This is a genomic window from Type-C symbiont of Plautia stali, from assembly GCF_059730935.1.
Genome location: NZ_AP035923.1, coordinates 2980218 through 3002154, shown reverse-complemented (window position 1 = coordinate 3002154; position 21937 = coordinate 2980218). Strand labels below are relative to the sequence as shown.

Annotated in this window: 26 protein-coding genes, 1 tRNA gene and 1 pseudogene; 16 read left to right on the top strand and 12 right to left on the bottom strand. The window is 55.2% G+C overall.

What is annotated here, in order from left to right:
• The first annotated feature begins 212 nt into the window (after positions 1 to 212).
• Positions 213 to 1598, top strand: coding sequence for a cysteine--tRNA ligase (gene cysS, locus AC6I7J_RS14240; RefSeq protein WP_498006001.1), 1386 nt, complete (start codon positions 213 to 215; stop codon positions 1596 to 1598).
• Between the two features lie 82 nt (positions 1599 to 1680).
• Here cysS and ybcJ read toward each other — a convergent pair whose 3' ends face one another.
• Positions 1681 to 1893 (bottom strand): ribosome-associated protein YbcJ, encoded by a 213-nt coding sequence (gene ybcJ / locus AC6I7J_RS14235; RefSeq protein WP_262256345.1) that lies wholly within the window; start codon positions 1891 to 1893, stop codon positions 1681 to 1683.
• The gene (folD, locus tag AC6I7J_RS14230) at positions 1893 to 2759 is read right to left on the bottom strand and encodes a bifunctional methylenetetrahydrofolate dehydrogenase/methenyltetrahydrofolate cyclohydrolase FolD (RefSeq protein ID WP_211726326.1); all 867 of its coding nucleotides are present in this window, start codon (positions 2757 to 2759) and stop codon (positions 1893 to 1895) included. Before folD ends, ybcJ begins: the two co-directional genes overlap by 1 nt.
• A 175-nt stretch (positions 2760 to 2934) precedes the next feature.
• Here folD and AC6I7J_RS14225 point away from each other — a divergent pair, with 175 nt between their 5' ends.
• Both AC6I7J_RS14225 and AC6I7J_RS14220 read left to right on the top strand, forming a co-directional pair.
• The gene (locus AC6I7J_RS14225) at positions 2935 to 3438 is read left to right on the top strand and encodes a DUF1198 family protein (protein WP_058769413.1); all 504 of its coding nucleotides are present in this window, start codon (positions 2935 to 2937) and stop codon (positions 3436 to 3438) included.
• 95 nt (positions 3439 to 3533) lie between these two features.
• Positions 3534 to 3610, top strand: a tRNA-Arg gene (locus tag AC6I7J_RS14220).
• A 35-nt stretch (positions 3611 to 3645) separates the two neighbouring features.
• Here the strand turns inward: AC6I7J_RS14220 and AC6I7J_RS14215 are convergent.
• Positions 3646 to 3783: pseudogene (locus AC6I7J_RS14215) on the bottom strand (integrase); the annotation flags it as partial.
• 812 nt (positions 3784 to 4595) lie between these two features.
• On the opposite strand from AC6I7J_RS14215, the gene AC6I7J_RS14210 reads away from it, so the two are divergent.
• From AC6I7J_RS14210 to AC6I7J_RS14200, 3 genes are all read left to right on the top strand, one after another.
• Positions 4596 to 6140: a methyl-accepting chemotaxis protein gene (locus AC6I7J_RS14210; RefSeq protein WP_498005998.1), complete on the top strand. Its 1545-nt coding sequence runs from the start codon at positions 4596 to 4598 to the stop codon at positions 6138 to 6140.
• Positions 6141 to 6499: 359 nt separating this feature from the next.
• Positions 6500 to 6925 carry a cell envelope integrity TolA C-terminal domain-containing protein gene (locus tag AC6I7J_RS14205; protein WP_498005996.1) on the top strand — a complete coding sequence of 142 codons (426 nt, stop codon included), beginning with the start codon at positions 6500 to 6502 and terminating at the stop codon, positions 6923 to 6925.
• Between the two features lie 150 nt (positions 6926 to 7075).
• Complete coding sequence (locus AC6I7J_RS14200; protein ID WP_021508621.1) at positions 7076 to 7291, top strand: hypothetical protein; 216 nt, start codon at positions 7076 to 7078, stop codon at positions 7289 to 7291.
• 31 nt (positions 7292 to 7322) lie between these two features.
• Here AC6I7J_RS14200 and AC6I7J_RS14195 read toward each other — a convergent pair whose 3' ends face one another.
• Positions 7323 to 8402 carry an FAD-dependent oxidoreductase gene (locus tag AC6I7J_RS14195; protein ID WP_498005994.1) on the bottom strand — a complete coding sequence of 360 codons (1080 nt, stop codon included), beginning with the start codon at positions 8400 to 8402 and terminating at the stop codon, positions 7323 to 7325.
• A gap of 77 nt (positions 8403 to 8479) precedes the next feature.
• Between AC6I7J_RS14195 and AC6I7J_RS14190 the strand changes: the two genes are divergently transcribed.
• Both AC6I7J_RS14190 and AC6I7J_RS14185 read left to right on the top strand, forming a co-directional pair.
• The gene (locus AC6I7J_RS14190; protein WP_058769416.1) at positions 8480 to 8935 is read left to right on the top strand and encodes a MarR family winged helix-turn-helix transcriptional regulator; all 456 of its coding nucleotides are present in this window, start codon (positions 8480 to 8482) and stop codon (positions 8933 to 8935) included.
• Positions 8936 to 9234: 299 nt separating this feature from the next.
• Positions 9235 to 9915, top strand: coding sequence for a BPL-N domain-containing protein (locus tag AC6I7J_RS14185; protein WP_498007235.1), 681 nt, complete (start codon positions 9235 to 9237; stop codon positions 9913 to 9915).
• A gap of 23 nt (positions 9916 to 9938) precedes the next feature.
• On the opposite strand, the gene AC6I7J_RS14180 is transcribed toward AC6I7J_RS14185, so the two are convergent.
• Complete coding sequence (locus AC6I7J_RS14180) at positions 9939 to 10514, bottom strand: TetR/AcrR family transcriptional regulator (RefSeq protein WP_498005992.1); 576 nt, start codon at positions 10512 to 10514, stop codon at positions 9939 to 9941.
• A gap of 342 nt (positions 10515 to 10856) precedes the next feature.
• On the opposite strand from AC6I7J_RS14180, the gene AC6I7J_RS14175 reads away from it, so the two are divergent.
• A complete protein-coding gene (locus AC6I7J_RS14175) occupies positions 10857 to 12320 on the top strand; it encodes a sugar porter family MFS transporter (protein ID WP_498005990.1) in 1464 nt (487 codons plus the stop codon).
• A gap of 201 nt (positions 12321 to 12521) precedes the next feature.
• Positions 12522 to 12782: a hypothetical protein gene (locus AC6I7J_RS14170; protein ID WP_498005988.1), complete on the top strand. Its 261-nt coding sequence runs from the start codon at positions 12522 to 12524 to the stop codon at positions 12780 to 12782.
• A gap of 221 nt (positions 12783 to 13003) precedes the next feature.
• Here the strand turns inward: AC6I7J_RS14170 and AC6I7J_RS14165 are convergent, their stop codons facing one another.
• On the bottom strand, positions 13004 to 13243 hold the full coding sequence (locus AC6I7J_RS14165) for a biofilm development regulator YmgB/AriR family protein (RefSeq protein ID WP_021508614.1): 240 nt from the start codon (positions 13241 to 13243) through the stop codon (positions 13004 to 13006).
• Positions 13244 to 13555: 312 nt separating this feature from the next.
• On the opposite strand from AC6I7J_RS14165, the gene ycgZ reads away from it, so the two are divergent.
• From ycgZ to AC6I7J_RS14150, 3 genes are all read left to right on the top strand, one after another.
• Positions 13556 to 13798: a regulatory protein YcgZ gene (gene ycgZ, locus AC6I7J_RS14160; protein WP_021508613.1), complete on the top strand. Its 243-nt coding sequence runs from the start codon at positions 13556 to 13558 to the stop codon at positions 13796 to 13798.
• Positions 13799 to 13897: 99 nt separating this feature from the next.
• Positions 13898 to 14167: a hypothetical protein gene (locus AC6I7J_RS14155; protein ID WP_058757918.1), complete on the top strand. Its 270-nt coding sequence runs from the start codon at positions 13898 to 13900 to the stop codon at positions 14165 to 14167.
• A 134-nt stretch (positions 14168 to 14301) separates the two neighbouring features.
• Complete coding sequence (locus AC6I7J_RS14150; RefSeq protein WP_058757917.1) at positions 14302 to 14568, top strand: biofilm development regulator YmgB/AriR family protein; 267 nt, start codon at positions 14302 to 14304, stop codon at positions 14566 to 14568.
• 32 nt (positions 14569 to 14600) lie between these two features.
• On the opposite strand, the gene AC6I7J_RS14145 is transcribed toward AC6I7J_RS14150, so the two are convergent.
• From AC6I7J_RS14145 to AC6I7J_RS14125, 5 genes are all read right to left on the bottom strand, one after another.
• The gene (locus AC6I7J_RS14145; protein WP_021508610.1) at positions 14601 to 14798 is read right to left on the bottom strand and encodes a hypothetical protein; all 198 of its coding nucleotides are present in this window, start codon (positions 14796 to 14798) and stop codon (positions 14601 to 14603) included.
• An 80-nt stretch (positions 14799 to 14878) separates the two neighbouring features.
• Entirely contained in the window at positions 14879 to 15139 is a 261-nt protein-coding gene (locus AC6I7J_RS14140; protein WP_021508609.1) for a hypothetical protein, read from the bottom strand.
• Between the two features lie 180 nt (positions 15140 to 15319).
• Positions 15320 to 15601, bottom strand: a complete 282-nt coding sequence (locus tag AC6I7J_RS14135; RefSeq protein WP_021508608.1) for a hypothetical protein — start codon at positions 15599 to 15601, stop codon at positions 15320 to 15322.
• A gap of 66 nt (positions 15602 to 15667) precedes the next feature.
• On the bottom strand, positions 15668 to 16828 hold the full coding sequence (locus AC6I7J_RS14130; RefSeq protein ID WP_278427539.1) for a diguanylate phosphodiesterase: 1161 nt from the start codon (positions 16826 to 16828) through the stop codon (positions 15668 to 15670).
• A 197-nt stretch (positions 16829 to 17025) separates the two neighbouring features.
• Entirely contained in the window at positions 17026 to 18129 is a 1104-nt protein-coding gene (locus AC6I7J_RS14125) for an AI-2E family transporter (RefSeq protein WP_058769423.1), read from the bottom strand.
• A gap of 192 nt (positions 18130 to 18321) precedes the next feature.
• Here AC6I7J_RS14125 and AC6I7J_RS14120 point away from each other — a divergent pair, with 192 nt between their 5' ends.
• From AC6I7J_RS14120 to AC6I7J_RS14110, 3 genes are all read left to right on the top strand, one after another.
• Positions 18322 to 18561 (top strand): DUF1272 domain-containing protein, encoded by a 240-nt coding sequence (locus tag AC6I7J_RS14120; protein WP_058781242.1) that lies wholly within the window; start codon positions 18322 to 18324, stop codon positions 18559 to 18561.
• Positions 18562 to 19340: 779 nt separating this feature from the next.
• Positions 19341 to 19802: an RcnB family protein gene (locus AC6I7J_RS14115; RefSeq protein WP_058781243.1), complete on the top strand. Its 462-nt coding sequence runs from the start codon at positions 19341 to 19343 to the stop codon at positions 19800 to 19802.
• 109 nt (positions 19803 to 19911) lie between these two features.
• On the top strand, positions 19912 to 20739 hold the full coding sequence (locus tag AC6I7J_RS14110; protein ID WP_021508604.1) for a Cof-type HAD-IIB family hydrolase: 828 nt from the start codon (positions 19912 to 19914) through the stop codon (positions 20737 to 20739).
• Between the two features lie 34 nt (positions 20740 to 20773).
• On the opposite strand, the gene AC6I7J_RS14105 is transcribed toward AC6I7J_RS14110, so the two are convergent.
• Positions 20774 to 21919, bottom strand: a complete 1146-nt coding sequence (locus AC6I7J_RS14105; protein ID WP_127833792.1) for an iron-containing alcohol dehydrogenase — start codon at positions 21917 to 21919, stop codon at positions 20774 to 20776.
• Positions 21920 to 21937: the final 18 nt, after the last annotated feature.

Genomic DNA, 21937 nt, shown 5'->3' with positions numbered 1-21937 from the left:
CGTCCTGTGGAGGTTGTCGTCAGTATCAACTGCCGCACCGGCAAGGCGGCGGGGCATTTTTGTAGACGCCTCTTATATCACAATTTCCAATAACGCGTCAGTAAGGCAACGGCAGTTGCGAAGCGAGCGATGCACAAGTCGGAAAAATACGGCACAATAACCGGCTACATCAAGAAGGCGTATCCCGCACACGTAAACAACGGAATCGTTCAATGCTAAAGATCTATAACACCCTGAGTCGCCAGAAAGAGGAATTTAAACCCATTCATGCCGGTGAAATCGGTATGTACGTGTGTGGAATCACGGTTTACGACCTCTGTCATATCGGCCATGGGCGTACCTTTGTGGCATTTGACGTGGTCGCGCGTTACCTGCGTTACGTGGGCTATAAGCTGAAATATGTGCGTAATATCACTGATATCGATGACAAGATCATTAAACGTGCCAACGAAAACCGGGAAAGCATCGAAACGCTGACCAACCGGATGATCGCCGAAATGCACAAAGATTTTGCCGCGCTGGGTATTCTGCCGCCGGATCTGGAGCCGCGCGCCACGCGCCACATCGCGGAGATCACCGAACTGGTCGGCAAGCTGATCGATCGCGGCCATGCCTACGTGGCGGATAACGGCGACGTGATGTTTGATGTGCTGAGCGATAAAGATTACGGCGCGCTGTCGCGTCAGGATCTCGAACAGCTGCAGGCCGGCGCGCGCGTGGAAGTGGCGGAAGTGAAGCGCAACCCGATGGACTTTGTGCTGTGGAAAATGTCCAAGGCTGATGAGCCGGCGTGGAACTCACCGTGGGGCAACGGCCGCCCGGGCTGGCACATTGAGTGCTCGGCGATGAACTGCAAACAGCTTGGCACCCATTTCGACATCCACGGTGGCGGTTCAGACCTGATGTTCCCGCACCATGAGAACGAAGTGGCGCAGTCGACCTGTGCACATGATGGCCCGTATGTGAACTACTGGATGCACTCCGGCATGGTGATGGTTGACCGGGAAAAGATGTCGAAATCGCTCGGCAACTTCTTTACCGTGCGCGATGTGCTGCAGCACTACGATGCGGAAACCGTGCGCTACTTCCTGATGTCCGGCCACTATCGCAGCCAGCTTAACTATGGCGAAGATAACCTGAATCAGGCACGCGCGGCGCTGGAGCGCCTTTACACCGCGCTGCGCCATACCGATGCCAGCGCGACGCCGGCTGGCGGTGAGGCGTTTGAAGCCCGCTTCCGTAGCGCCATGGACGATGATTTCAACACGCCGGAAGCTTACTCGGTGCTCTTCGATATGGCGCGTGAAGTCAATCGCCTGAAGGGTGAAGATAAAGCCGCCGCCGATGCGCTGGCCGCGAAACTGCGCCAGCTGGCCGATGTGCTGGGCATTCTGCAGCAGGATCCGGAGCAGTTCCTGCAGAGTGGCGCACAGGTCAATGCCGATGAAGTGGCGGAGATTGAACACTGGGTGAAAACCCGCGCCGATGCGCGTGCCGCGAAAGACTGGGCGCAGGCGGACATCGCACGTGACAAGCTGAATGAGCTGGGCGTTATCGTGGAAGATGGCCCGCAGGGGTCAAGCTGGCGCCGTAAATAACAAAAAGGGCGAACTGCGGTTCGCCCATTTTATCACCAGCGATCAACGGGTGTAGGGTGCGCATTCATGCGCACCTGGCTAATCAGGCCACAACCGTTACGCGCTGACCGGCAAACTCAACCGTCTGACCGGGAAAAATCTTGCAGCGCTTACGCGTCTCGATGGCACCATCGACACGCACTTCGCCTTCGTCGATCACCGCTTTGGCCTGCGCGCCGCTCTCCACCCAGCCTTCCAGCTTCAGCAGATCGCACAAATCAACGTGCGCATGTTTACCCAGTGAAAAATTCGCCATTATGCCTGCTCCACGTCATGATATTGCTCGCACGCCAGCAGCGTGTTCTCAATCAGCGTGGCGACCGTCATCGGGCCAACGCCACCCGGTACGGGAGTGATGTAAGCCGCGCGCTCAGAGGCTGACGCAAAATCCACATCGCCGACCACTTTGCCGCTTTCCAGCCGGTTAATGCCGACATCAATCACAATCGCACCTGGTTTAATCCAGTCGCCCGGGATAAAGCCCGGCTTACCGACCGCGACTACCAGCAGGTCGGCATGCTCAACGTGATGGCGCAGATCTTTGGTAAAACGGTGAGTGACAGTGGTGGTGCAGCCGGCCAGCAGCAGTTCCATGCTCATCGGGCGACCGACGATATTTGATGCGCCAACCACCACGGCGTTCAGGCCGTAAGTATCGATGTTATAGCGCTCCAGCAGCGTCACGATGCCGCGTGGCGTACACGGACGCAGCTTAGGGGCGCGCTGGCACAAACGACCGACGTTATAAGGATGGAAGCCATCAACGTCTTTATCCGGCGTGATGCGCTCCAGCACTTTGACGTTGTCGATCCCGGCCGGCAGCGGCAGCTGCACCAGAATGCCGTCGATAGCGTCGTCATTGTTCAGCTGATCGATCACCTCCAGCAGTTCAGCTTCGCTGGTGCTGGCAGGCAGGTTATAAGCACGCGACACAAAACCGACCTCTTCGCAGGCGCGGCGTTTGTTGGCGACATAGATTTGCGACGCCGGGTTTTCACCGACCAGCACCACGGCCAGGCCAGGGGCGCGTTTACCGGCTGCGAGACGCTGCTGCACTTTTTCGGCAACCTCAAGGCGCACCTGCTGCGCAATCGTTTTACCGTCAATAATTTTTGCTGCCATCAGAGAGGAAATCCATCTGTAGAGAGTTAAATCGGGGATGGCGCCTATTCTGTCAGAAGCGCGTGCGGCTGTCAGTCACAGATTCGTTTACGCGACCGGTTTCCCGATTTTTCGCCGTGGCGCGCACCAGGCTTAGCGCGTATTATGCCCGCCAGGCAATGATGTGGAACACGTGATGATTTGGTTGATGCTCGCCACGCTGGCGATAGTGTTTGTTGTGGGATTTCAGCTGCTGACCGCCGGTTCGCGCCACGCCGCGCAGGCGCTCAGCAAGCGGCTGCAGCTGCCGCCGGTGCATGTTGAATCGCTGCTTGCGCAGATGGGCAAAGAGGCGGCAAACGAGTTCACCGATTACATTCGCGGCGACAACGAAGTGCACCTCAATAATGGCGCGGCAGTGCTGCTGATCTGGCAGGTGCTGATTGTCGATGGCAGCGATGAGAACGCACAGCGCTGGCATCACATTCTGACGAAGGCGGGGTTCTCCGCCCTGATTTCACGGCAGCAGCTGTTGCTGGCGCTGGGGTTCCTGCGCCAGCTGGAGCCGGACAGCCAGGAGCTGAATGCGTTACGCGAGCAGTATAATGCGCGCTTTACGCCGCAGGGGATTGAACTGGAAGGGGAATCCGCGGAGGTGAGTAATCTGGTCTCGCTGAGTGAGTGGCGTCAGCGTCATTAAGGCGAATTGTTCATTCCCTCGACACTCTGCCGTCCGTTGGCGGCAAAAACGTTGACGCGCCAGCGTGCCGACGTATAATCCGACGCATCTTCTATGCGCCCTTAGCTCAGCTGGATAGAGCACCGGCCTTCTAAGCCGTAGGTCACAGGTTCGAATCCTGTAGGGCGTGCCAAACAAAATCAATCACTTAACAACCTCCTTCAGCCTTCAAAATTTCCCGTGGGACTGATTTGGGACACGACTGCCAAAAATCGCGTCAATTTGCCTCGCATGCTCTGTCAGATGATTCGGTGCCAGGTGAGCATACCGCTGAACCATTTCGATGCTCTCCCATCCGCCTATCTCTGTGCTGATGCCAGAGCACGACATGACAAGGCGAAACGCCAGCTCACTGGGGCATAAGCACCCTGATGAATTATTCTCGTTGACAGTCAACGCGCAATGCCTTTTTAGACAGGAATTATATAAGTTAACCTGACCATTCAGGATAGATGCGATGTTTCCTGCCAGACAGATTTTCTGAACCGCTGTCAGTCAGGCGCGGATGACGATATTCATTGGAAATATTTTAGAAATAATTATGGCACCTGACTCGGGATCGCGTCAGGCCATTCCTGCTAAATACTAACGGCCGTTAATATCAACCTGTCACCTGTTAAGCGGGGATGGTAAATAATAATTAACCTTTTATAAAAACTTTGCGGGCTATTTTTCTCGTTCTGGTTTCGTGGCGTTACGGCTGGATGATAACAGGTGTTTAACGTTGGCACGATTTTAGGTCAATCGAAGAAAATTCAATCATCATTTTTTTCATTAAAATCAATGGTTTTTACCATTTCCCCTCGGCGGATTCAGAATTATTGCGCCAGGAAAAGAACAGGGTGTCAGCGGTAGCATATCGGTGAAAAATTTCCTGGTGCGGACGGTTATGAGCTAGGTATTGATTATTTGCATGCAAGAATTATTTCTCTCAAAAATTCGTTGGTTAATTTTATATTGAGAATGTCACTAATATAGCGATGTGTAGCTGCGTCAATCTGAACGACAGGTCCGAAATGAATTTTAAAATTAACCATTCCGGGTGATGAATCTGCGTCACACAATGCCGATAACACATTCATATCTGACACTCTCATCTACTTACAGCGAGAATTAATATGAAAATATCCACCCGACTTGCAACGGGCTTTGGCCTGCTTGTTGTACTTTTTATTATCTGTACCGGCATTGCGCTCAACGCCCTGAGTAATGCGAGCAAAGGTATGGACGATGCGGTTAACGTCAAAATGAAAAAGTATCAGCTGGTGCTGGATATGCGTGGCAGCATCAGGGATATGGGCATTGCGGTTCGTAACCTGGCGCTCTTAACGGATATTGAGGCAATGAAGCCTGAATGGGAGCGCGTACAAAAACAAGAAGCGCAGTATATAGCCAGCCGTAAGGCTCTGGCTGAGGTGATGCAGGAGGATTCAACACCGCAGGGGCGGGAAGTCATGAGCCGCATTACTGAAGCTGAAGAGCCTGCACTTTCGTCGCTGAAGCAGGCTGGCCAGCTCGGGCTTGAAAATCGTGCTGAGGAAGCCACTGCCTATCTGCTGAACGTCACGCGCCCGGTGCAGAGTACCTTGCTCAAAGCGCTTAATGACATGACGCTGGTTCAGATGAAAAACACGCAGTCTGCTGTTGAAACTAACAGTCAGGCGACACGCCGGGCATCGCTGATCCTGATGTTGCTCGCGGCCGCATCAGCACTGCTGGCAGTGGGAACGTGCGTTATGACCATTCGCGTACTGATGCGTCAGTTGGGCGGCGAGCCTGTACAGGCGCAGACTCTTGCGGCAACCATTGCTTCTGGCGATTTGACGACGCCTGTAACGCTGCGAAACAATGACAGTACCAGCCTGATGGCTTCTCTGGATGGCATGCAGGCAAACCTGCGTGGTCTGGTGTCAAAGATAAAAGACTCTGCTGCTTCAGTGGCGCTGGCGGCGGATGAGATATCACAGGGCAATACAGAATTGTCATCCCGCACTGAGGAGCAGGCTGCAGCACTGCAGGAAACTGCGGCCAGTATGGAGCAGCTTACCGCCACCGTGAAAAGTAATACGGCCGGCGCGCAGCAGACCGCTGGGTCTGCCCGGGATGCGGCAATGCTGGCACGCGCAGGTGAGGCCGACGTACAGCGTATGTCTGAAACCATGAATGAGATCTCATTGAGCGCGACAAAGGTACGGGACATCACCTCCGTGATCGAAAGCATTGCCTTCCAGACCAACATTCTGGCGCTCAACGCAGCGGTGGAGGCCGCCCGGGCAGGTGAAGAAGGACGCGGTTTTGCCGTGGTTGCCGGTGAAGTCAGAACGCTTGCACAGCGCAGTGCAAATGCTGCTCGCGACATCAAACAGCTGATTGAACAGGCCGTTGAGCAGGTCGAAAGCGGTGTTGAGGTGGCAGCAGGTACAGGGCAGAGCATATTGAAGATTGTCAGCATGGTGGGCGAACTGGCAGAGGCCATGGATAATATTTCACTGGCTTCTTCAGAACAGATGCAGGGCATTTCTCAGGTTAGCATTGCGGTAAGTCAGATGGATGGTGTCACGCAGAATAACGCTGCGCTGGTTGAAGAGTCCTCTTCGGCGTCTCAGTCTCTCTCTGAGCAGGCGCACGCTCTGCGGGGGATGGTGGACACATTTCGTGTCTGACGTAAAAGGGCTCAGCGTTCCTGAGTAGAAATCAGACTAAGGACGCTCAGTAAATCACGTGCATATTGGGGATTGAGTCGGGTGGGGCGGAAAGATCTTTGCTGAATTTATTCTGCAGCCGTCCCGACCTTTCAACAGAAACCTATCCCTGCATGTCAGGCTGGCCAAAACACGCTGGCCTTATTTCGCAACCTTTGATGGGGTCTGCGAATTGGCATGAGACGTTACGCTGTTTATTCTCACATCTGGAATGCGGTCGGTTGCTGGGGTGAGTATTCGCTGCCAATGCGAAAGCAACCCGATAGCAGGCACGGTTTCCGCAATCTGTCCGGGATGCTATAAATGCATAAATGATTTGCATGGATGCCATGATGAAAAAAACACTCTCACTTATCGCCGTCATGTTATTAGTCGGCTGCCAGTCCCATACTAAACAAACAGCAAGGCAGTCATTCAGGTTTCCAACCGCTTCCGAGATAAGAAGCGAGTGCGAATCGCAAACCTACTCGCAAATAGCAAATAAAGATACGCATCTGTGGCTTTGTCAGGCCGTTACCGCAATACAGTATCGGTTTTTTGACGCGAATTTATATCACGGTAAGACCTGTGATTTGGTCATTACGCAACCCTTAGGTCAGCCACCGACAAACGTCACTGCGCAGGGCGGAGATGCTGATCTGTGCGCCGTCGCTATCGATGCGGTAAAGCAGGCGATAGATGCCAACACCTTTCCCATGCGGCCTGCGTATCTGAAAGAAAAGATACCGGTGCGTTTTGCACCCTGACTGGCTTTGTCCTGATCAGACCGTTGCTGCATAAGCGTAACCATAGGTAACAAAGTTCGCCGTTTAACTCCTGTATATCACGCCGTCAGCCCGGCCAGGCTATGCTCAGCATCACCGACATAACACGTATCTTTATGGAGATTTACGGCAATGAAAAAACAGTGGATTGCGGCCCTGGCAGCGGCAGGCCTTCTTTTAGTCGTTAGCGCCCAGGCAGAGGCAAAAGGGTGTCTGAAAGGCGCCGTCGCTGGCGGCGTGGCAGGCCATCTGGTTCATCATGGCGTTGCCGGTGCGGCAGCTGGCTGCGCGGTGGGCCACCACATGGCCGCCAAAAAACAGAAAGAGGCGGAACAAAAGCAACAGTAAACCGCGGGTGGCTGGTCACGTAAAAGTGGTGTCAGGCTTTCTCATCGAACCAGTTCTGAAACCCCGCTATTGCATCAGGCATCATGTCGCGTGCGCGTTCCATAATCAGGGTTTCCGCAGAGCGCAGTCCGTTCTGCGGGTGCGAGGACTCGCACAGTGCCAGAGCCAGGTCTGAGGCATCAAGCATCGCCAGGTTGACCCCTACGCCAACCGGCGGCATCAGGTGAGCGGCATCGCCAATCAGGGTGATGCCCGGACGCGGTGCCCAGCCAAAATCGGCGGGCAGGCTGTAAATCGGGCGTCTGACATAGTCACCGGTGGCGTTCACCACCGATCGCAGGGAAGCGGCCCAGTCGCGGTAGCTGTCGCGCACCCAGCCGGTGAGGCCGGAGGAGGCTATGTGTTGATCGATGACATCAGGGGCGCGCTTCATCGCCGCATAGACGCAAATCCTCCCGCCGCCGTTGCGTTGCGTGACCAGCGCCTGCGCACCGCCAAAGCTGAAAGCGGTCCCGTTGCCGGCAATGCTGTTGATTTGGTCGGATGGGTGATCTATCCAGCCTTCGAAAAAGGTAATGCCGGTATAAACCGGACGTACCGGCGTCAGGTAACTGCGGACCCGCGACCAGGCACCGTCTGCACCAATCACAATATCGGCTTCGTAGCGCCTGCCGTTTCTGAATACCAGCCCGTGCGCTTTTTGCCGGCCATAGTCAACGTAATGCAGTTTGTGATCCCACTGCAGGGTCTGCGGTAACAGGGCGCTCAGCAGCAGGTTTTTCAACTCACCGCGATCGATCTCCGGTTTATCCATTTCACCTTCCGGCGTGAATCTGTCGACCTCAATGTCTCCGGTAAGGTAATTCAGCATCCGGCTTTCCTGATCCTCATGCCTGGCGATACTGATGAACTGCTCCAGCAGGCCCGCTCTGTGCAGTGCCGCCTGGCCGCTGTCAGCATGCAAATCAAGCGAGCCGCCCTGACTCCGCGCAGCATCCGCCGGCTCATCCTCAAACACCGTTACGTTAAAACCGTGGCGCTGAAGAATCACGGCCGCCGTGAGGCCTGCCGGGCCGCCGCCCACAATAGCGATAGTCAGTTTGTCCGACATGTCTTTTCTTCCCCAATGTGAAAGTGGATACTGTATAATCACAAAGTTGACATATCAACTACGCGACGGGATAAATAATGGGCAGCACAGAGATTTCAGACGCAGAGTGGCAGGCATGGCGCGGATATCGCCGGCTTGCTGAAATCATCACCGGACGCATTGTCAGAGAGATCAATGAGGCGACCGGGTTGTCCGGTCCGGATTTCATGATCCTGATGGAAATCAACCGCAGTCCGCAGGGCGTACTGCTGCAGCGAGAGCTGCTGGAATACCTTGAATGGGACAAGTCGCGGCTATCGCACCAGCTTTCACGTATGGCCGCCCGGGATCTGGTACAGCGCAGCCGCACGACTCGCGCAGGGATTTCAGTCCGCATGACAGAGGCAGGGAGCCAGCTGCTTGCTACAGCGCGGCCGATACATGCCGCGGGCGTGCGGCGAAATTTCCTCGATTTGCTGACGCCGGAAGACATCGAAGGGCTGATCGCCATCACCGGGCGGTTACGGCAGTCAGCCAGCGGTTTTATCGAATAATTCCCGGCCGATCAGCTTCAGACACTCCTTCTGCAACCTGCACAATCGCGGCAGCCGTTGAAGGGATTATGTGAAAGAGTAATTAAAACAGGGGTTTGTATTTTTCGCGCTGTCAGGCTGTTGACAGCCTCTTCGTGCTGGCCCTAAATTGAGCGGTCGCTCTAATTTTGAGCCTGGTCCTGCCGCTGATGGTGAAAACAATGTTACTGAGAGCCTCCTCCCGTTTCTGGCGTTATTTGATGAAGAACCTTCTGACGTATGCTGCCATTCTGCTTGCCGGCGGGTTAGCCACCGCGAATATGGCCAGTGCTGCCGTCACCCATGTCGCTATCTATCGCGGCGGTGCCGGCTGTCCGGGCTGCTCCGAAATGGTCCGTAAAGCGCTGGAACAGAGCGGTCTGCCGCTGGACATCGCTTATGTCGGAGAGCAGGAAAAAATAAAGGTCACGGAGGATAACCTCGCCAGTTTTGATGTGTACATCCAGCCCGGAGGAGGGCAGGACATCCCCGGCGCCTTTGCTGCGCTGGGCGACGAAGGGGCTGAGGCCATACGCAAATTTGTCCGCAATGGAAAAAGCTTTCTCGGATTGTGCATGGGCGCGTATCTGGCCGATGAAAACTGGCTGGGGCTGATCCCCTCATCGCTGGACTCTGAAGTCATGCGCAAGGGGACTAACATACCCGACGAAGGCAATTACGTTGTCGATGTTGTCTGGCAGGGGAAAACCGAAAAATTTTATTATCAGGATGGTCCTTACCTGAATGCCGAAGACGCGCACGGCTTCGTCGCTCTGGCGCGCTATGCCAACGGTGATATCGCGCTGGCGAAATATACTTACGGTAAAGGCACGGTGCTCCTGAGCGGACCGCATCCGGAAGCGGATGAAAGCTGGATGGCGCCGGAGAAAAACAATCCGGCCTACACCTCAGCCGGCAGCAAGATGGCCAGACTGATTAATGATTTAAAGCCCGGGAGGTAAGCGGCTATGTGGAAAAATCCCCGCTAGCGACAAAGTTTCTGCAAGGCGGCCATTATCTCAAGAAAAAAATGTGTCCGCTTATCCGCAGAGTAGTTAAGAATAAGCGCGCTTGAGTAACCGTCAATCAGGGCGTGAAGATTACGCGCCACCTCGTCTTTACCTGCTTCGCTGAGGTGGCTAAATGCCTGGCCTGATAAGCCCTGACGGATGATCGCCGTCCAAGTCTGCGTGCTGGAGAGCAGCAGCAGCTCAAATTGCGTATCCCTTGCCGCCAGCGGCCACAACTCGAGGTAGATCAACCAGTGAGAAGCCGGCCCGTCTGGCAGGAGATAATCCACCAGCGCACGAAAAAAGGCGTCATGCTGTGAATCATCCCTCTTTTCACTCTCTACAGAGAAAGCGGCAACGTCCTCATCCAGCATGAAAGCAATCGAGTCCAGCCTCAGCGCATCCCAGTTTTTGAAATAGTGGTAGATGTGGCTGCGGGATATGCCCAGCGTATTGGTCAGATCGCGGGTTGAAACATTGTTGAAGCCGCGCTCCCGAAACAGCTGCAGCGCCGCGAGAATGATATTTTTCTTAACCGTTTCTTTTTTCACGTTCAACCTTAAAAGACACCGTTGTCCTGAACGTTAATTCAGCAACCTGTCGCCGGACCTGCCTTTCTGCGTTACGCCTTAGCGTGTTTCTCATTAACCAGCCAGCGTACCTTAGCAGAAAATTTTCCCCCTGTCGGGGGCGGGATTGCAGCAGGCCAGCCAGGATTTGAGCGCAGTGCGAGCGCGCGGCTGCGGCGCAAACATGCGCTGTGCAGTCAGGGCGGTGCGGAATTTTAATCAGTCGCCATCCGGTAAAAATCGTGACCGGCCTCACACTTTCTCGTTTCTGACTATACTCAAACCTCCTTTTTATCCCGTCATTGACCAGGTCTTGAATCACCCATGGACGATAGCAAGCAAAATCCTTCGCAGTCTCAATCCGATGATAGCGGCAGCCTGACATTTACTGTTCAGCAGCGCCTGTTTTTTGTGGTGTTAGTCGCCACGATGGGCGCGCTGGCGTTTGGCTACGACACCGGCATTATTTCCGGCGCACTGCCCTACATGACGCTGCCCGCCGCGCAGGGCGGTCTCGATCTCACGCCATTTACCGAAGGGCTGGTGACCTCTGCGCTCACCTTTGGCTCCGCGCTCGGCGCGTTCATCAGCGGTTATGTCTCGGACCGCTTTGGTCGCCGTATCACGTTACGCAGCCTTGCCCTGTTGTTCATTGCCGGGGCGTTAGGCACCACGGTTGCGCCAAATCTGGAAATCATGGTGGTGATGCGCTTTATTCTGGGTTTCGCGGTGGGCGGCGGATCGTCAACGGTTCCGGTCTTTATCGCTGAAATTGCCGGTCCAAAGCGCCGGGCACCGCTGGTCAGCCGCAACGAACTGATGATTGTGTCAGGGCAACTGCTGGCTTATGTCGTCAGCGCCGCCATGAGTTTGTTACTGCACGATCCGGGCATGTGGCGCTATATGCTGTCGCTGGCGATGATCCCCGGCATTCTGCTGTTTATTGGCACCTTTTTTGTCCCGGCCTCACCGCACTGGATGGTGGCGGAAGGGCGCTTTAATGAGGCGCTGCGTATCCTGCGCAAACTGCGGGAAAATCCGCGCGAGATTAAAAAAGAGATGGCAGAGATGCGGCAGAATGCCCGCGAAGCCCGTCAGGGGCCACCTGCGCGCGAACTGTTAAAAGAGAAATGGATTGTGCGTCTGCTGCTGCTGGGCTGTGGCATGGGCATTGTCGCGCAGTTTACCGGCGTCAACGCCTTCATGTATTACACGCCGGTCATTCTGAAAAGTACCGGGCTGGGCACCAGTGCTTCGATTGCGGCCACCATCGGCAACGGGGTGGTATCGGTACTGGCCACCTTTGCCGGCATTAAAGCCATCAGCCATTTCGGCCGGCGCCCGATGCTGATGACCGGGCTGGCGGTGGTGATTGCGATGCAGCTGGCGCTGGGCGCGGTGCTGGTTCTCATGCCACAAAGCCTGACGCAAAGCCTGCTGGCGCTGGCGTGTATTCTGGTGTTCCTGTTCTTTATGCAGATGTGCATTTCCCCGGTTTACTGGCTGCTGATGTCGGAGTTGTTTCCGATGAAAGTTCGCGGGGTATTAACCGGTTCAGCGGTAGCGTTTCAGTGGATATGCAACGCCGTGGTGGCGCTGGCGTTTCCGCCTTTGCTGTCGCTGGTGGGTAATAAGGCGTTCTTTATCTTTGCCGCAATCAATGTGGCTTCCCTGGTGTTTATTGCCGTGATGTTACCGGAAACCCGGGGGAAATCACTGGAAGAAATTGAATCCCACATGCGCGAGCATTTTGGTGAACCTGCGAATCAAGCCGCGTCATCAGGCTGAATCGTCGTCGTGCTGAGGCAGGTTGCGCCAGCGCCTGCCGACAGAAACCTTTGTCGCGGCACTCGCCGCGGCATTATTGCCATACTCTGTTAAATATTTCCTGTTACAGGCTTCATTTCAGAACTTGCCTGCACCGGTTCGCTCAATAGGGTCTACAGTGTGACGTGAGGTTCTCATCAACGTGAAATGGAGGAAGTAAATTTGTCTATTCAACACGACGGGAAAGGGCACGTCATTATTGGCGAAGCGGCACTGAGCCTGGCTTTGGGCAAAAAGAAGATCAGCGTTAATACGCTTATCGACGAGCTCAGACACATGAAACGCGCTGGCGGCAGCGACACACGCCTGTCCGCGATTTCACAGGCGATCGGCTGGCTCAGAAGCTTTGATGAGGCTGAGCAGGCCGCGATCCATGTGCCGTACCTGCAGACGCTTGCAGGCCTGAACGACGAGAAGAACTGACGCCATAAGACGTAGTCCGGCTCTGGCCGGAAGACGACAACGTAGATGACCTCATCGGACGCGCGTTAGCGTGTACCGGCCGGAGAAAACTGTCAGGGATGACGTCTTCACCACCATCAAACCTCGTATTAACGATTTTCGGCAACGCGGCATGTGGCAACGGATGCGGGCTTTAGCGACGGATGTGCAACGCGCTGAAGGTGAGCGGATGAATCAAACGATCAGCGACCAAACAGCATCGCCAGCAGGGAACGTGCCTGTTCCGCTTCGACGTCATCGTCCGTGTCATTGATGTGCCCGATAAGCTTGAGACAGATCGCGGTGCGCGTCAGCCGACGTTCCTGACGCAAAATTTCAACGGTGATGCGTCCCAGTAGCGCAATCTGGCGGGGATCGGTGACCTGACTGAAGTAACCGGCTAGTCCGGTATTGTGACAAGGCGGCAGCCCGTTGTTTCTCATTTGTCCACCTGCAGCACACGATCATCTTGTAGGGCGCAAAGTAACCGATACGATATCGTCTGTACAGCAACAATCCTCTCCCCGTGTCAGGAAATCAGCGGGTTGTCCAAACCGATACCGTTTTTCCTGCCGCTGAACCCAACCCTTACGCCGATTATTTCAGTACGTAAGCCCCTGAGATTAAGGTGTTAGCATTTTTTGCACAAGAACGTAGCTAATAAAGAAACAGTATTGCTGTACAAGTTTTATTTCTTTGTATAAGTTTACGCACAGAGAGAAGCGACGGTATTTTAACCATTCGAGGGGTTCATCATGCGTCAGAATGTTGCAAAATTTCCAGACAGCGCCAGTGAGATTGCCCGCTATTTCAGCAGAGCGACAGCACCTACTCAGCAGGAAACGCTGGGGCAGATTGTCGTTGAGATCCTGCGCGCAGGAAAAAACCTCAACCGTAAGGCGATCTGCACCAAACTGCTGAGACGCCTTGAGGTCGCGGCAAATTATGAAGAAGAGCGTCATTACCAGACGCTGATTGGCATGCTGTTTGAACGCTGATACGAAAAGGGATAATCGGTGGTACCTGCAGCATGCGCTTTATGACCCGGGAAGGGTCAGCCACTTGTCCGAAAGGGCACAGTCCCGCAGGGGGTGGGCATGCAGAGAAGTCAAATTGAACGTTTAACCGAAATCGTTCTGGGCGAGGCGGTGGTCAGGCTGCTCGATAATAATGAACGAATCAATGTGGCGACCGTTTCAGCCCGGCTCCGGTCAATGGCCGCAGAGGAATTTAATCCCGACCGTCTGGAAGCGATCAGGATCGCCATCAGGGAACTGCAGATGCAGTCAGCAGCCCGGGAAATTCGTGAAAAGCCGATGGCTGCTCTGGGCGGGATGTCACAACCCAGGGCTGGTAAAAAGCATTAATGACAGGGACGATACGATCTCGTGATTAACCGGAGTGTGGCAGGACGCCCGGCATAACACGGCCATCTCAGGATGGCCGATTTTTTTGGCGACCACCGGGCTGTCAGCAGCGCCCGGTTTACGGATAACGACACATGCAAACCAATGAACACTCATTCAGCGCTGAAGCGGCCCTTATTCACCATTTTCGCAGCGGCGGTGAGCGCTATGCGGCCGAAGCCGCGGCACTGGATGCCGTGATTCGCGACATCGTCATCCATGGCCAAAAAGTGACGAGCAAAACCATCATCCTGTATCTCATCTCAGAGCTTGAGATGACCACCGATATTGTCAAACTGGATGTACTGCGCAACGTACTTGAAATCGTGGTCGGCAGAACGCCGGATGATGAAGGGTTCTGAAAAGGTTAGTAAGCCGGAGCAGTAGATTAAGCTTAGTGCATCTGCTTCACAAGCATACTGATGGCGTTTAAACAGGCCTGCCGCAATTCATCTTCGCTTGCCGTTTCGCCAAGATGATGCAGTGCATGGGTAATGTCCTGAAGTGTCAGGTGCTGGTCCGGCTTAAGAAGGCGCGCCACAACCGTTCCAATAACGGCGTAGATATCTTCGGCGGTAGTGTCATCGCTCAAATGACCTCCATCCGTTGGTGGATAAGCATACAGTATAGCAGAAACCACAGCGTCAGGCGCGGCAGATTGTCAGGCAGCGATCAGTGCAGCTTGCCGGAAAAAGAAAAATGCCCGGCAGTGAACGCCTCTTTCTTCACCGCGCTCATCTCCATTTCCCGTCTGACGTCCTCAATGACACGCAGCACAGCACGAATGCGGTCACTGTCTGTTTCGCGGTCAAGCATCGCCTGCAGCCTGTCGTTGAGGGCCGCCCAGCTTATGGCGACGTTATCATCGAGTAACGCCGTTACGGCTTCTCCGATGATGATATCCGCCATTTTATCGTCAAAATTGTTTTTCATCAGTCTGTCCGGCTGCGGTTAGGGCAATGAGCTTACCACAGGAATCTCACCCGGACACATTGAGCACATCAAACTCCGCTAAAAGATGCCGGACGCGGGTTATCGGCGCAATGATCAGCATATTGAGTTGCCGGCGTTGCAAAGAGGATGACATTTGCGTTCGCGCCGGCTATCACGGCGCTACTTTCTGACGGGTTCCGCGGCTTCAGCGCGCCCGCTGACCTCTGAAGCCGCCTGATCCAGACGATAAAGTAAGGTGTCGCCGCGTTCGCAGTAACGCGCCGGCCAGATCATCGCCCCGTTACCGTCCTCCACGTACTTCACACCCAGCCCCTCCACCACAGCCCATGGCTGCGCCAGCGCACTGCGGTACCGAAGTAACTCGCGCGCCATGGAGACCGCCTCCGGTTCGTTCTCCTCCGGATGGCTGGATATAAACTGCAGTCGGGCATCGCTCAGCATTGTCTTCTCCTGTGAGCCTGACGTTTTATCTCTTCAGAGGTTCTGCGTCGTCAGGCTTAACCGCTTTCAGATCGCCTCGCGGCTCTCAGGCCATGCCACGGCGCCGCCCTCAGGCGTAAACAGGCTGCCCTGGAAATCGATGATCCCGGCCGCCTCCAGCCACATCCACTCTTCGGGACGCTCAATGCCGGCCGCAATGACGTTGATTTCCAGCGCCGAACAACAGCGGATGACCGCCTGCATCACCGCCTGCTTCGGGCCGCTACGATGAATATCACGTACAATATTTGCGCCGATACGTACCCGGTCAGGCTGGACGTGCGCCAGTAAAGAGAGACCGGCCGAGCCGTCGCCGAAGTTATCAATTGAAAGGCTGATGCCTGCTTCTTTCAGCTGTCTGACCGCCGTGGAAAAGTCTTCGAGCCGGGAGATGACTTCCGTTTCGCTCACGCCAAGAATGATTTGCTGCGGCACCAGCTCCGCCTGCGCGATGGCGCTGACCAGCTGACTTACCGCATCGGGAAGATAAACCAGCGTCATCGGCAGGATACTGATATACAGCGTCATGCCATCGGGACAGGCCTGGCCGGCTTTATGCAGTGCGTCTGTCACCACGTTGAGGTCATGAGTGTAACGCTCATGTTCCTTTAATCCGGCGGGTTGCGCGTGCGGAATCGCCTCAATGGCCGTCACTTCACGGCCGAGGGGATCAACCACAGGGCGGAAAGTGACGCCACTGGCCGGCGCGGGAGATTGCCCTTCCGCGGGGATGAACTCCCAGCAATCAGCTGGCGGCACTTCAAAGTAGTTCTCTTTTTCACGCGCTTCGACAAAGGTTCTGAGGAACTGTAGCCCGCGATCGTCATAGGTCAGCTGATATTTCGACGTGCCGCGATCAAGCACCGCCTGCAGCACACTGCCGCTGTGGTGATTACGCAAATCGAACAGCTCCATGCCGGCATTACCGAAACGCCGCGAAGGCGAGTAGTCGCGCATCAGCTCGACCACATTGTGATGGCGCCGGTCGGCACAGATGCGGGCATAGATTGCCAGAACGCCGTGCTCCGGCCCTTCCAGGATTTGAAAAAAGTGCGTGCCGTTAAACAGCAGGATGCCGGTAACATGATGCTCTGCATTGAGCAGACTCGCTTTTGCCACCATCTCCGGCAGGATATTGACGGGAACATCTTCAGAGATGTGGCTGCGGTAAATTATTGTTGTAAGCATTATACGCTCCAGATTGTCGCGATTGTCCTCTGACACCTTAGCAGCATGGGTTAAATTGTGAAACGTCCGGGCTGAGCGCTGCACAGCGGCTGCGCTGAAAAGACAAGCGGCGCTTTAAAGCGCCGCTTCGGATGAGCCTGCCAGTGAGCGATAGTGGCCCGTCAGCAGGTCTTTAGCTGTTGTACCGCTGCTTATCGCTACTCGCGGGTTTTACCCTCTTCGATAAACTCTTCGTCGATCTCTTCGACGTTTTCCCGGTTGTCGCGGCCGGAGAGCAGATTCCAGCAGGCGATGAACAGGGCAGCGATCAAGGGGCCAATCACGAAGCCGTTGATGCCGTACACTTCCATGCCGCCCAGCGTGGCAATCAGGATCAGGTAATCCGGCATTTTGGTATCTTTGCCGACCAGCAGCGGACGCAGGATATTGTCCACCAGCCCGACCACGATAACGAAGAAGCCCACCAGGAACAGGCCTTTCCACAGCGCACCGGTGGCGAAGAAGAAGATGGCCGCTGGCACCCAGACGATAGCCGAGCCGACTGCCGGGATCAGCGACAGGAACGCCATCAGCGCACCCCACAGCAGGCTGCCGTCGATGTCGGTGATCCAGAAGGCAAAGCCACCAAGCACCCCCTGAACCACGGCCACCACCACCGTGCCCTTGACCGTCGCGCGCGATACGGCGGCAAATTTCATCAGCAGATGGTGCTTAACATAGGTGGAGAGCGGCAGCGCTTCGAGAATCAGCCCGACCAGCCAGGCGCCGTCTTTCAACAGGAAAAACAGCAGATAAAGCATCACGCCAAAGCCCACGGTGAAGGTGAAGGTCCCTTTACCGATCAGGAATACGCTGCCCGCCATATATTGTCCGCCCTTCAGCGCAAAGCCGGAGAGTTTTTGCTGAATCTGTGCGGCATTGTTCAGATCGTGATCCGCCAGCCAGGTTTGTGCCCACTCCGGCAGATGCTGCAGCAGCGAGGCAAACACCGTCGGGAACTGCGCGGAATTGGTTTGCAGCTTGGTGTACACCGTATTGATCTCAACCACCAGCGACGAGGTGATGATTGCCAGCGGCGTAAACACGATTAGGCAGATAATCAGTAAGGTCACAAAAGAGGCCAGCCCGTTGCGGTCGCCCATTTTACGCCGCAGCAGTGATTTCAGTGGCGCAAAGATCACCGCCAGAATCGCCGCCCACAAAATGGCGGAGAAATAGGGCGCCAGCACATCAAAAAAGGCGATCGTGACAATCGCCAGAATCACTATAAAGAAACCGATATTTAACCCTTTAACACGCATGCAAAAGCCTCGCAGATAAACGTAGCGAATGAACTATAGAACGGCTTTTGCGGAATGTAATGTTTTTAGCGCGCAAGGCAAGGCGTGCAGGATGAAAAGCTGTCCCGATCTGTCCGCGCGATGTCCGCTCACAGGCTGGCGCGCAAGGGCGGCGGCGGCGATGATAGCCCTGACCCCTGACAGGAGAGTGCCATGCTGGAATTACGTCCTAACTGTGAATGCTGCGATAAAGATCTGCCGCCGGCCTCGCCTGATGCGCGCATCTGCTCGTTTGAGTGCACATTTTGTGTTGACTGCGCGGAAGGCGTGCTGGCGCAGCACTGCCCGAACTGTGCGGGTGAGCTGGTACGGCGGCCGATACGTCCGGCGCAGGCGCTGCTGCGCCATCCGGCTGCAACTCAGCGATATCCTGTTTCTGCGCCACCCCGCTAAATTCGCCAGCGCAATTGGATTAATAGCCGGCGCATAATTATTGTGCGCCCGCTTGCTGGTTATTTAACCTTACGCTTCAGTGCAGTGAAAAATTAGCGTTATATTAATCACGCACATCGATTAATTGCCAGGACAGCAATAGGGCTCTCGTTATCAATGAAATGTGCCGGCCAGCTAGTTTGCCGGTCGGCTTAAATAGCGGCATAACTAAAAAATGGTATGGATTGATTTTTATCGTTTAAATTCAATTTATTATGATTTTGTGGTGATGTTTTATACGGGCTGACTATATTTCCTAGCGACAGCTGGTCAGAGCACGGACCTTATTTCCTTTCGCGTTATTTATGTTTGATGGTTATTTTTGCTGTCATGAAGTTTTTTACGGTTTTTTCTGAAAATAGAAGTTTTCTGAAAGTATTTTTCCCTGATGAATGTTATTCTTTCCGGGCAATGCTAGTGATGTGGCGTTGTGTGCTTCAGTTTTACCCTCTTTTTAGCAGGGTTTCCCCGCTTTATGCTTTTTATGGAAATAGCATTGTCCGCCCGATCCCCGCGATCGGGTTTTCTTTATTCCCGCTGAATTAACTGCTTATTTCCCTGCCAGCCTTATCGTGCCACGCCACCATAAAGTCTCCACAATCGTTAAGAAAGCGCTAACCTGGCGTAATGTATTGTAAGTCACCGATTTTTAAGAGTTTTGGAAATGCTGTTTTAGCTTTGTTTAGGTAATAGTAAGCCTCAACGGCGCGCAGACTGCCGTTATCCCTGGAGGTAACACCATGAAAAAAACAACACTTACGATTATTGCGTCATTTATTGCATGCAGCACACTGTTTTCCAGCGTCTCCTGGGCCGACGGTCCCGGTGACCATCGCTGGGACCCGCACGGCGGCGACCGCCATCAGGATCGCGGCCCGGGTCCCGATCATCATGACCGTCGTGACTTTGGCCACGATCGCGGACCGGGCCCGGATCGTCACGATCACTATGCTGACCACCGTATGCCGGAGGGACATCGTGGCGGCGATCGCTTTGCCTGGCGCGGTCATGATTTTCGCCGTGGTTATCCGGCACCGCCGGAGTTTCGCGGTCCACACTATCGCGTCGATGACTGGCGGGCACGCGGTCTGTATGAGCCGCCGCGCGGCGAGCACTGGGCCTTTATCGACGGAAATTATGTGTTAGTGGCGGCCGCGACCGGCATTATCACCGCCATTTTGCTGAATAACGCATTTAATTAATCCTGCCGCACGGATGGCGACGGCCATCCGTGTTTCTCTCCGCTTTCACCGCTCACCAGGTTATTCTCTGGACAACCCGTTTTTCCTTTCAACGCGTTAAGGAGTCATGATGACCATGGTAAAAATGGTGGCGGTGGATATGGACGGCACCTTTCTCGACGATAAAAAACAGTACAACCGGGCACGTTTTCAGGCCTGCTATCAGGAGATGACGCGGCGCGGCATCAAATTTGTGGTCGCCAGCGGTAATCAGTATTACCAGCTCAAATCCTTCTTTCCCGACATCGCCAGTGAGATCGCCTTTGTCGCCGAAAATGGCGCGTGGATCCTCGACAGGGATGAGGAGCTGTTCTGCGGCGCGTTCTCCCGTGAGGATGTCAATGCCGTGCTCGATACCCTGCAGCGCGGTAACTATCCCAACCTGAAATACATCCTCTGCGGCCGCAACAGCGCTTATCACTTCAACACCATGGATGAGCAGTGGCTGGTCAAAATGCGTCACTACTGCCATCGCCTCAAGGCGATCGATAGCCTCGCTGACGTGGGCGATGACCGGCTGTTCAAGTTTGCGCTGAATCTGTCCGATGATTATGTCGATATTCTGATGGCTGATATTGAGCGTCTGCATCAGGGCGCGGCGGCGGCGACCTCGAGCGGGCACGGCTCGGTGGATTTGATTGTGCCCGGCTTGCACAAAGCCAACGGGCTGCGCCTGCTGCAGCAGCGCTGGGACATCAGCAGCGATGAGGTGCTGGCGTTTGGCGACGGCGGCAACGATCTGGAGATGCTGGTGCAGTCGCGCTTCAGCTTTGCCATGCAGAATGCGCCGCAGCGGGTCAAAGACGCTGCGCGCTACGGCGCACCGTCCAATAACCAGGAAGGCGTACTGCAGGTGATTGAGCAGATGCTGGCGGGGGAAGGGCCGTTTGCTGGCTGAATAAGCAACGGGCAGCCTGCGCTGCCCGAAAGGCTCAGACGACGCGCCACGCGGCGGTAATCATCTCTGTGAGCGTGGCGGGATCATAATTGACCCAGCCGTTTTTGCTGTTGGCGCGCGCCACAATCCAGTCGACCTCTTCCGCAGCAAGGGTTGGTCCTTCCAGCCAGAACGGCACGATAGCCTGCTGCTGCAGCCAGGCTTTCAGCGCCAGCGCCGGCGGTGCCGTTTCATCGGGCAGCAGGCGTTCAGCCAGCGCCGCCATCAGCCGCTGCTGTTCGGGGTGCGCACTCTCCGCCAGTACATCAAGGAACGGGAACAGCAGACGACCGCAGACTTCGCCGTGATGGAACGGTTTAATCGCCCCCAACTCGCCGGCAATACCGTGGATCACCCCCAAACCCGCGCTGCTCAGGCTGATGCCGCCGAGCCATGATGCCATCATCATCGCTTCACGTGCCGCATCGCCGCGGCTGTCGTCCTGATTGAGGTACGGCCACGCCTGCATGAACAGTTGCATCCCGTTGAGCGCGTTTTGCTGACTGAACAGGTTGCCCTTGCGTGACAGATAAGCCTCGAACAGGTGGGTAAAGGCATCAATGGCGCAGGTAGCCAGCACGCGATCCGGCGCTCCTTTGAGCAGATCGGGATCGAGAATCGCCACCTGCGGCACAAATACCGGATGGCGCAGCGAGGCCTTCACCTTAATGTGCTGCTGATCGGTCACCACCGCATTCTGCGTGACTTCGCTGCCGGTGCCGGCGGTGGTAGGAATGGCGATCAGCGGCAGCGTGACCGCCTGTACCGGCGTATCGCCAATTTTTTCGAGGTAGCGCGCGATATTCAGCGGATGCTGCATCATGGCGCCAAAGGCTTTGGCCGCATCCAGCACGCTGCCGCCGCCGATGGCAACAACGCGATCGACGTGGCCACGCCAGCGCGTCACCCAGCCATCGATCTCGTCTGGCGAGGCTTCATGGCTGACAATTTCATAGCCCAGAATGTGATCGTTCAGCGTCGCGCCCAGACGTGCCCACGCCGGACTATTGAGAAATGAGCGGCCGCAGAACAGCAGCGTGGGCTGCGGATTCGCCGCCAGCAGCGGGACCAGGCGGTCGATGCTGCCACGGCCAAACAGGGTTTGTTGATTACTGTACAGCTCAATCAGATTCTCACTCACCTGCAGATCCTTATCGGT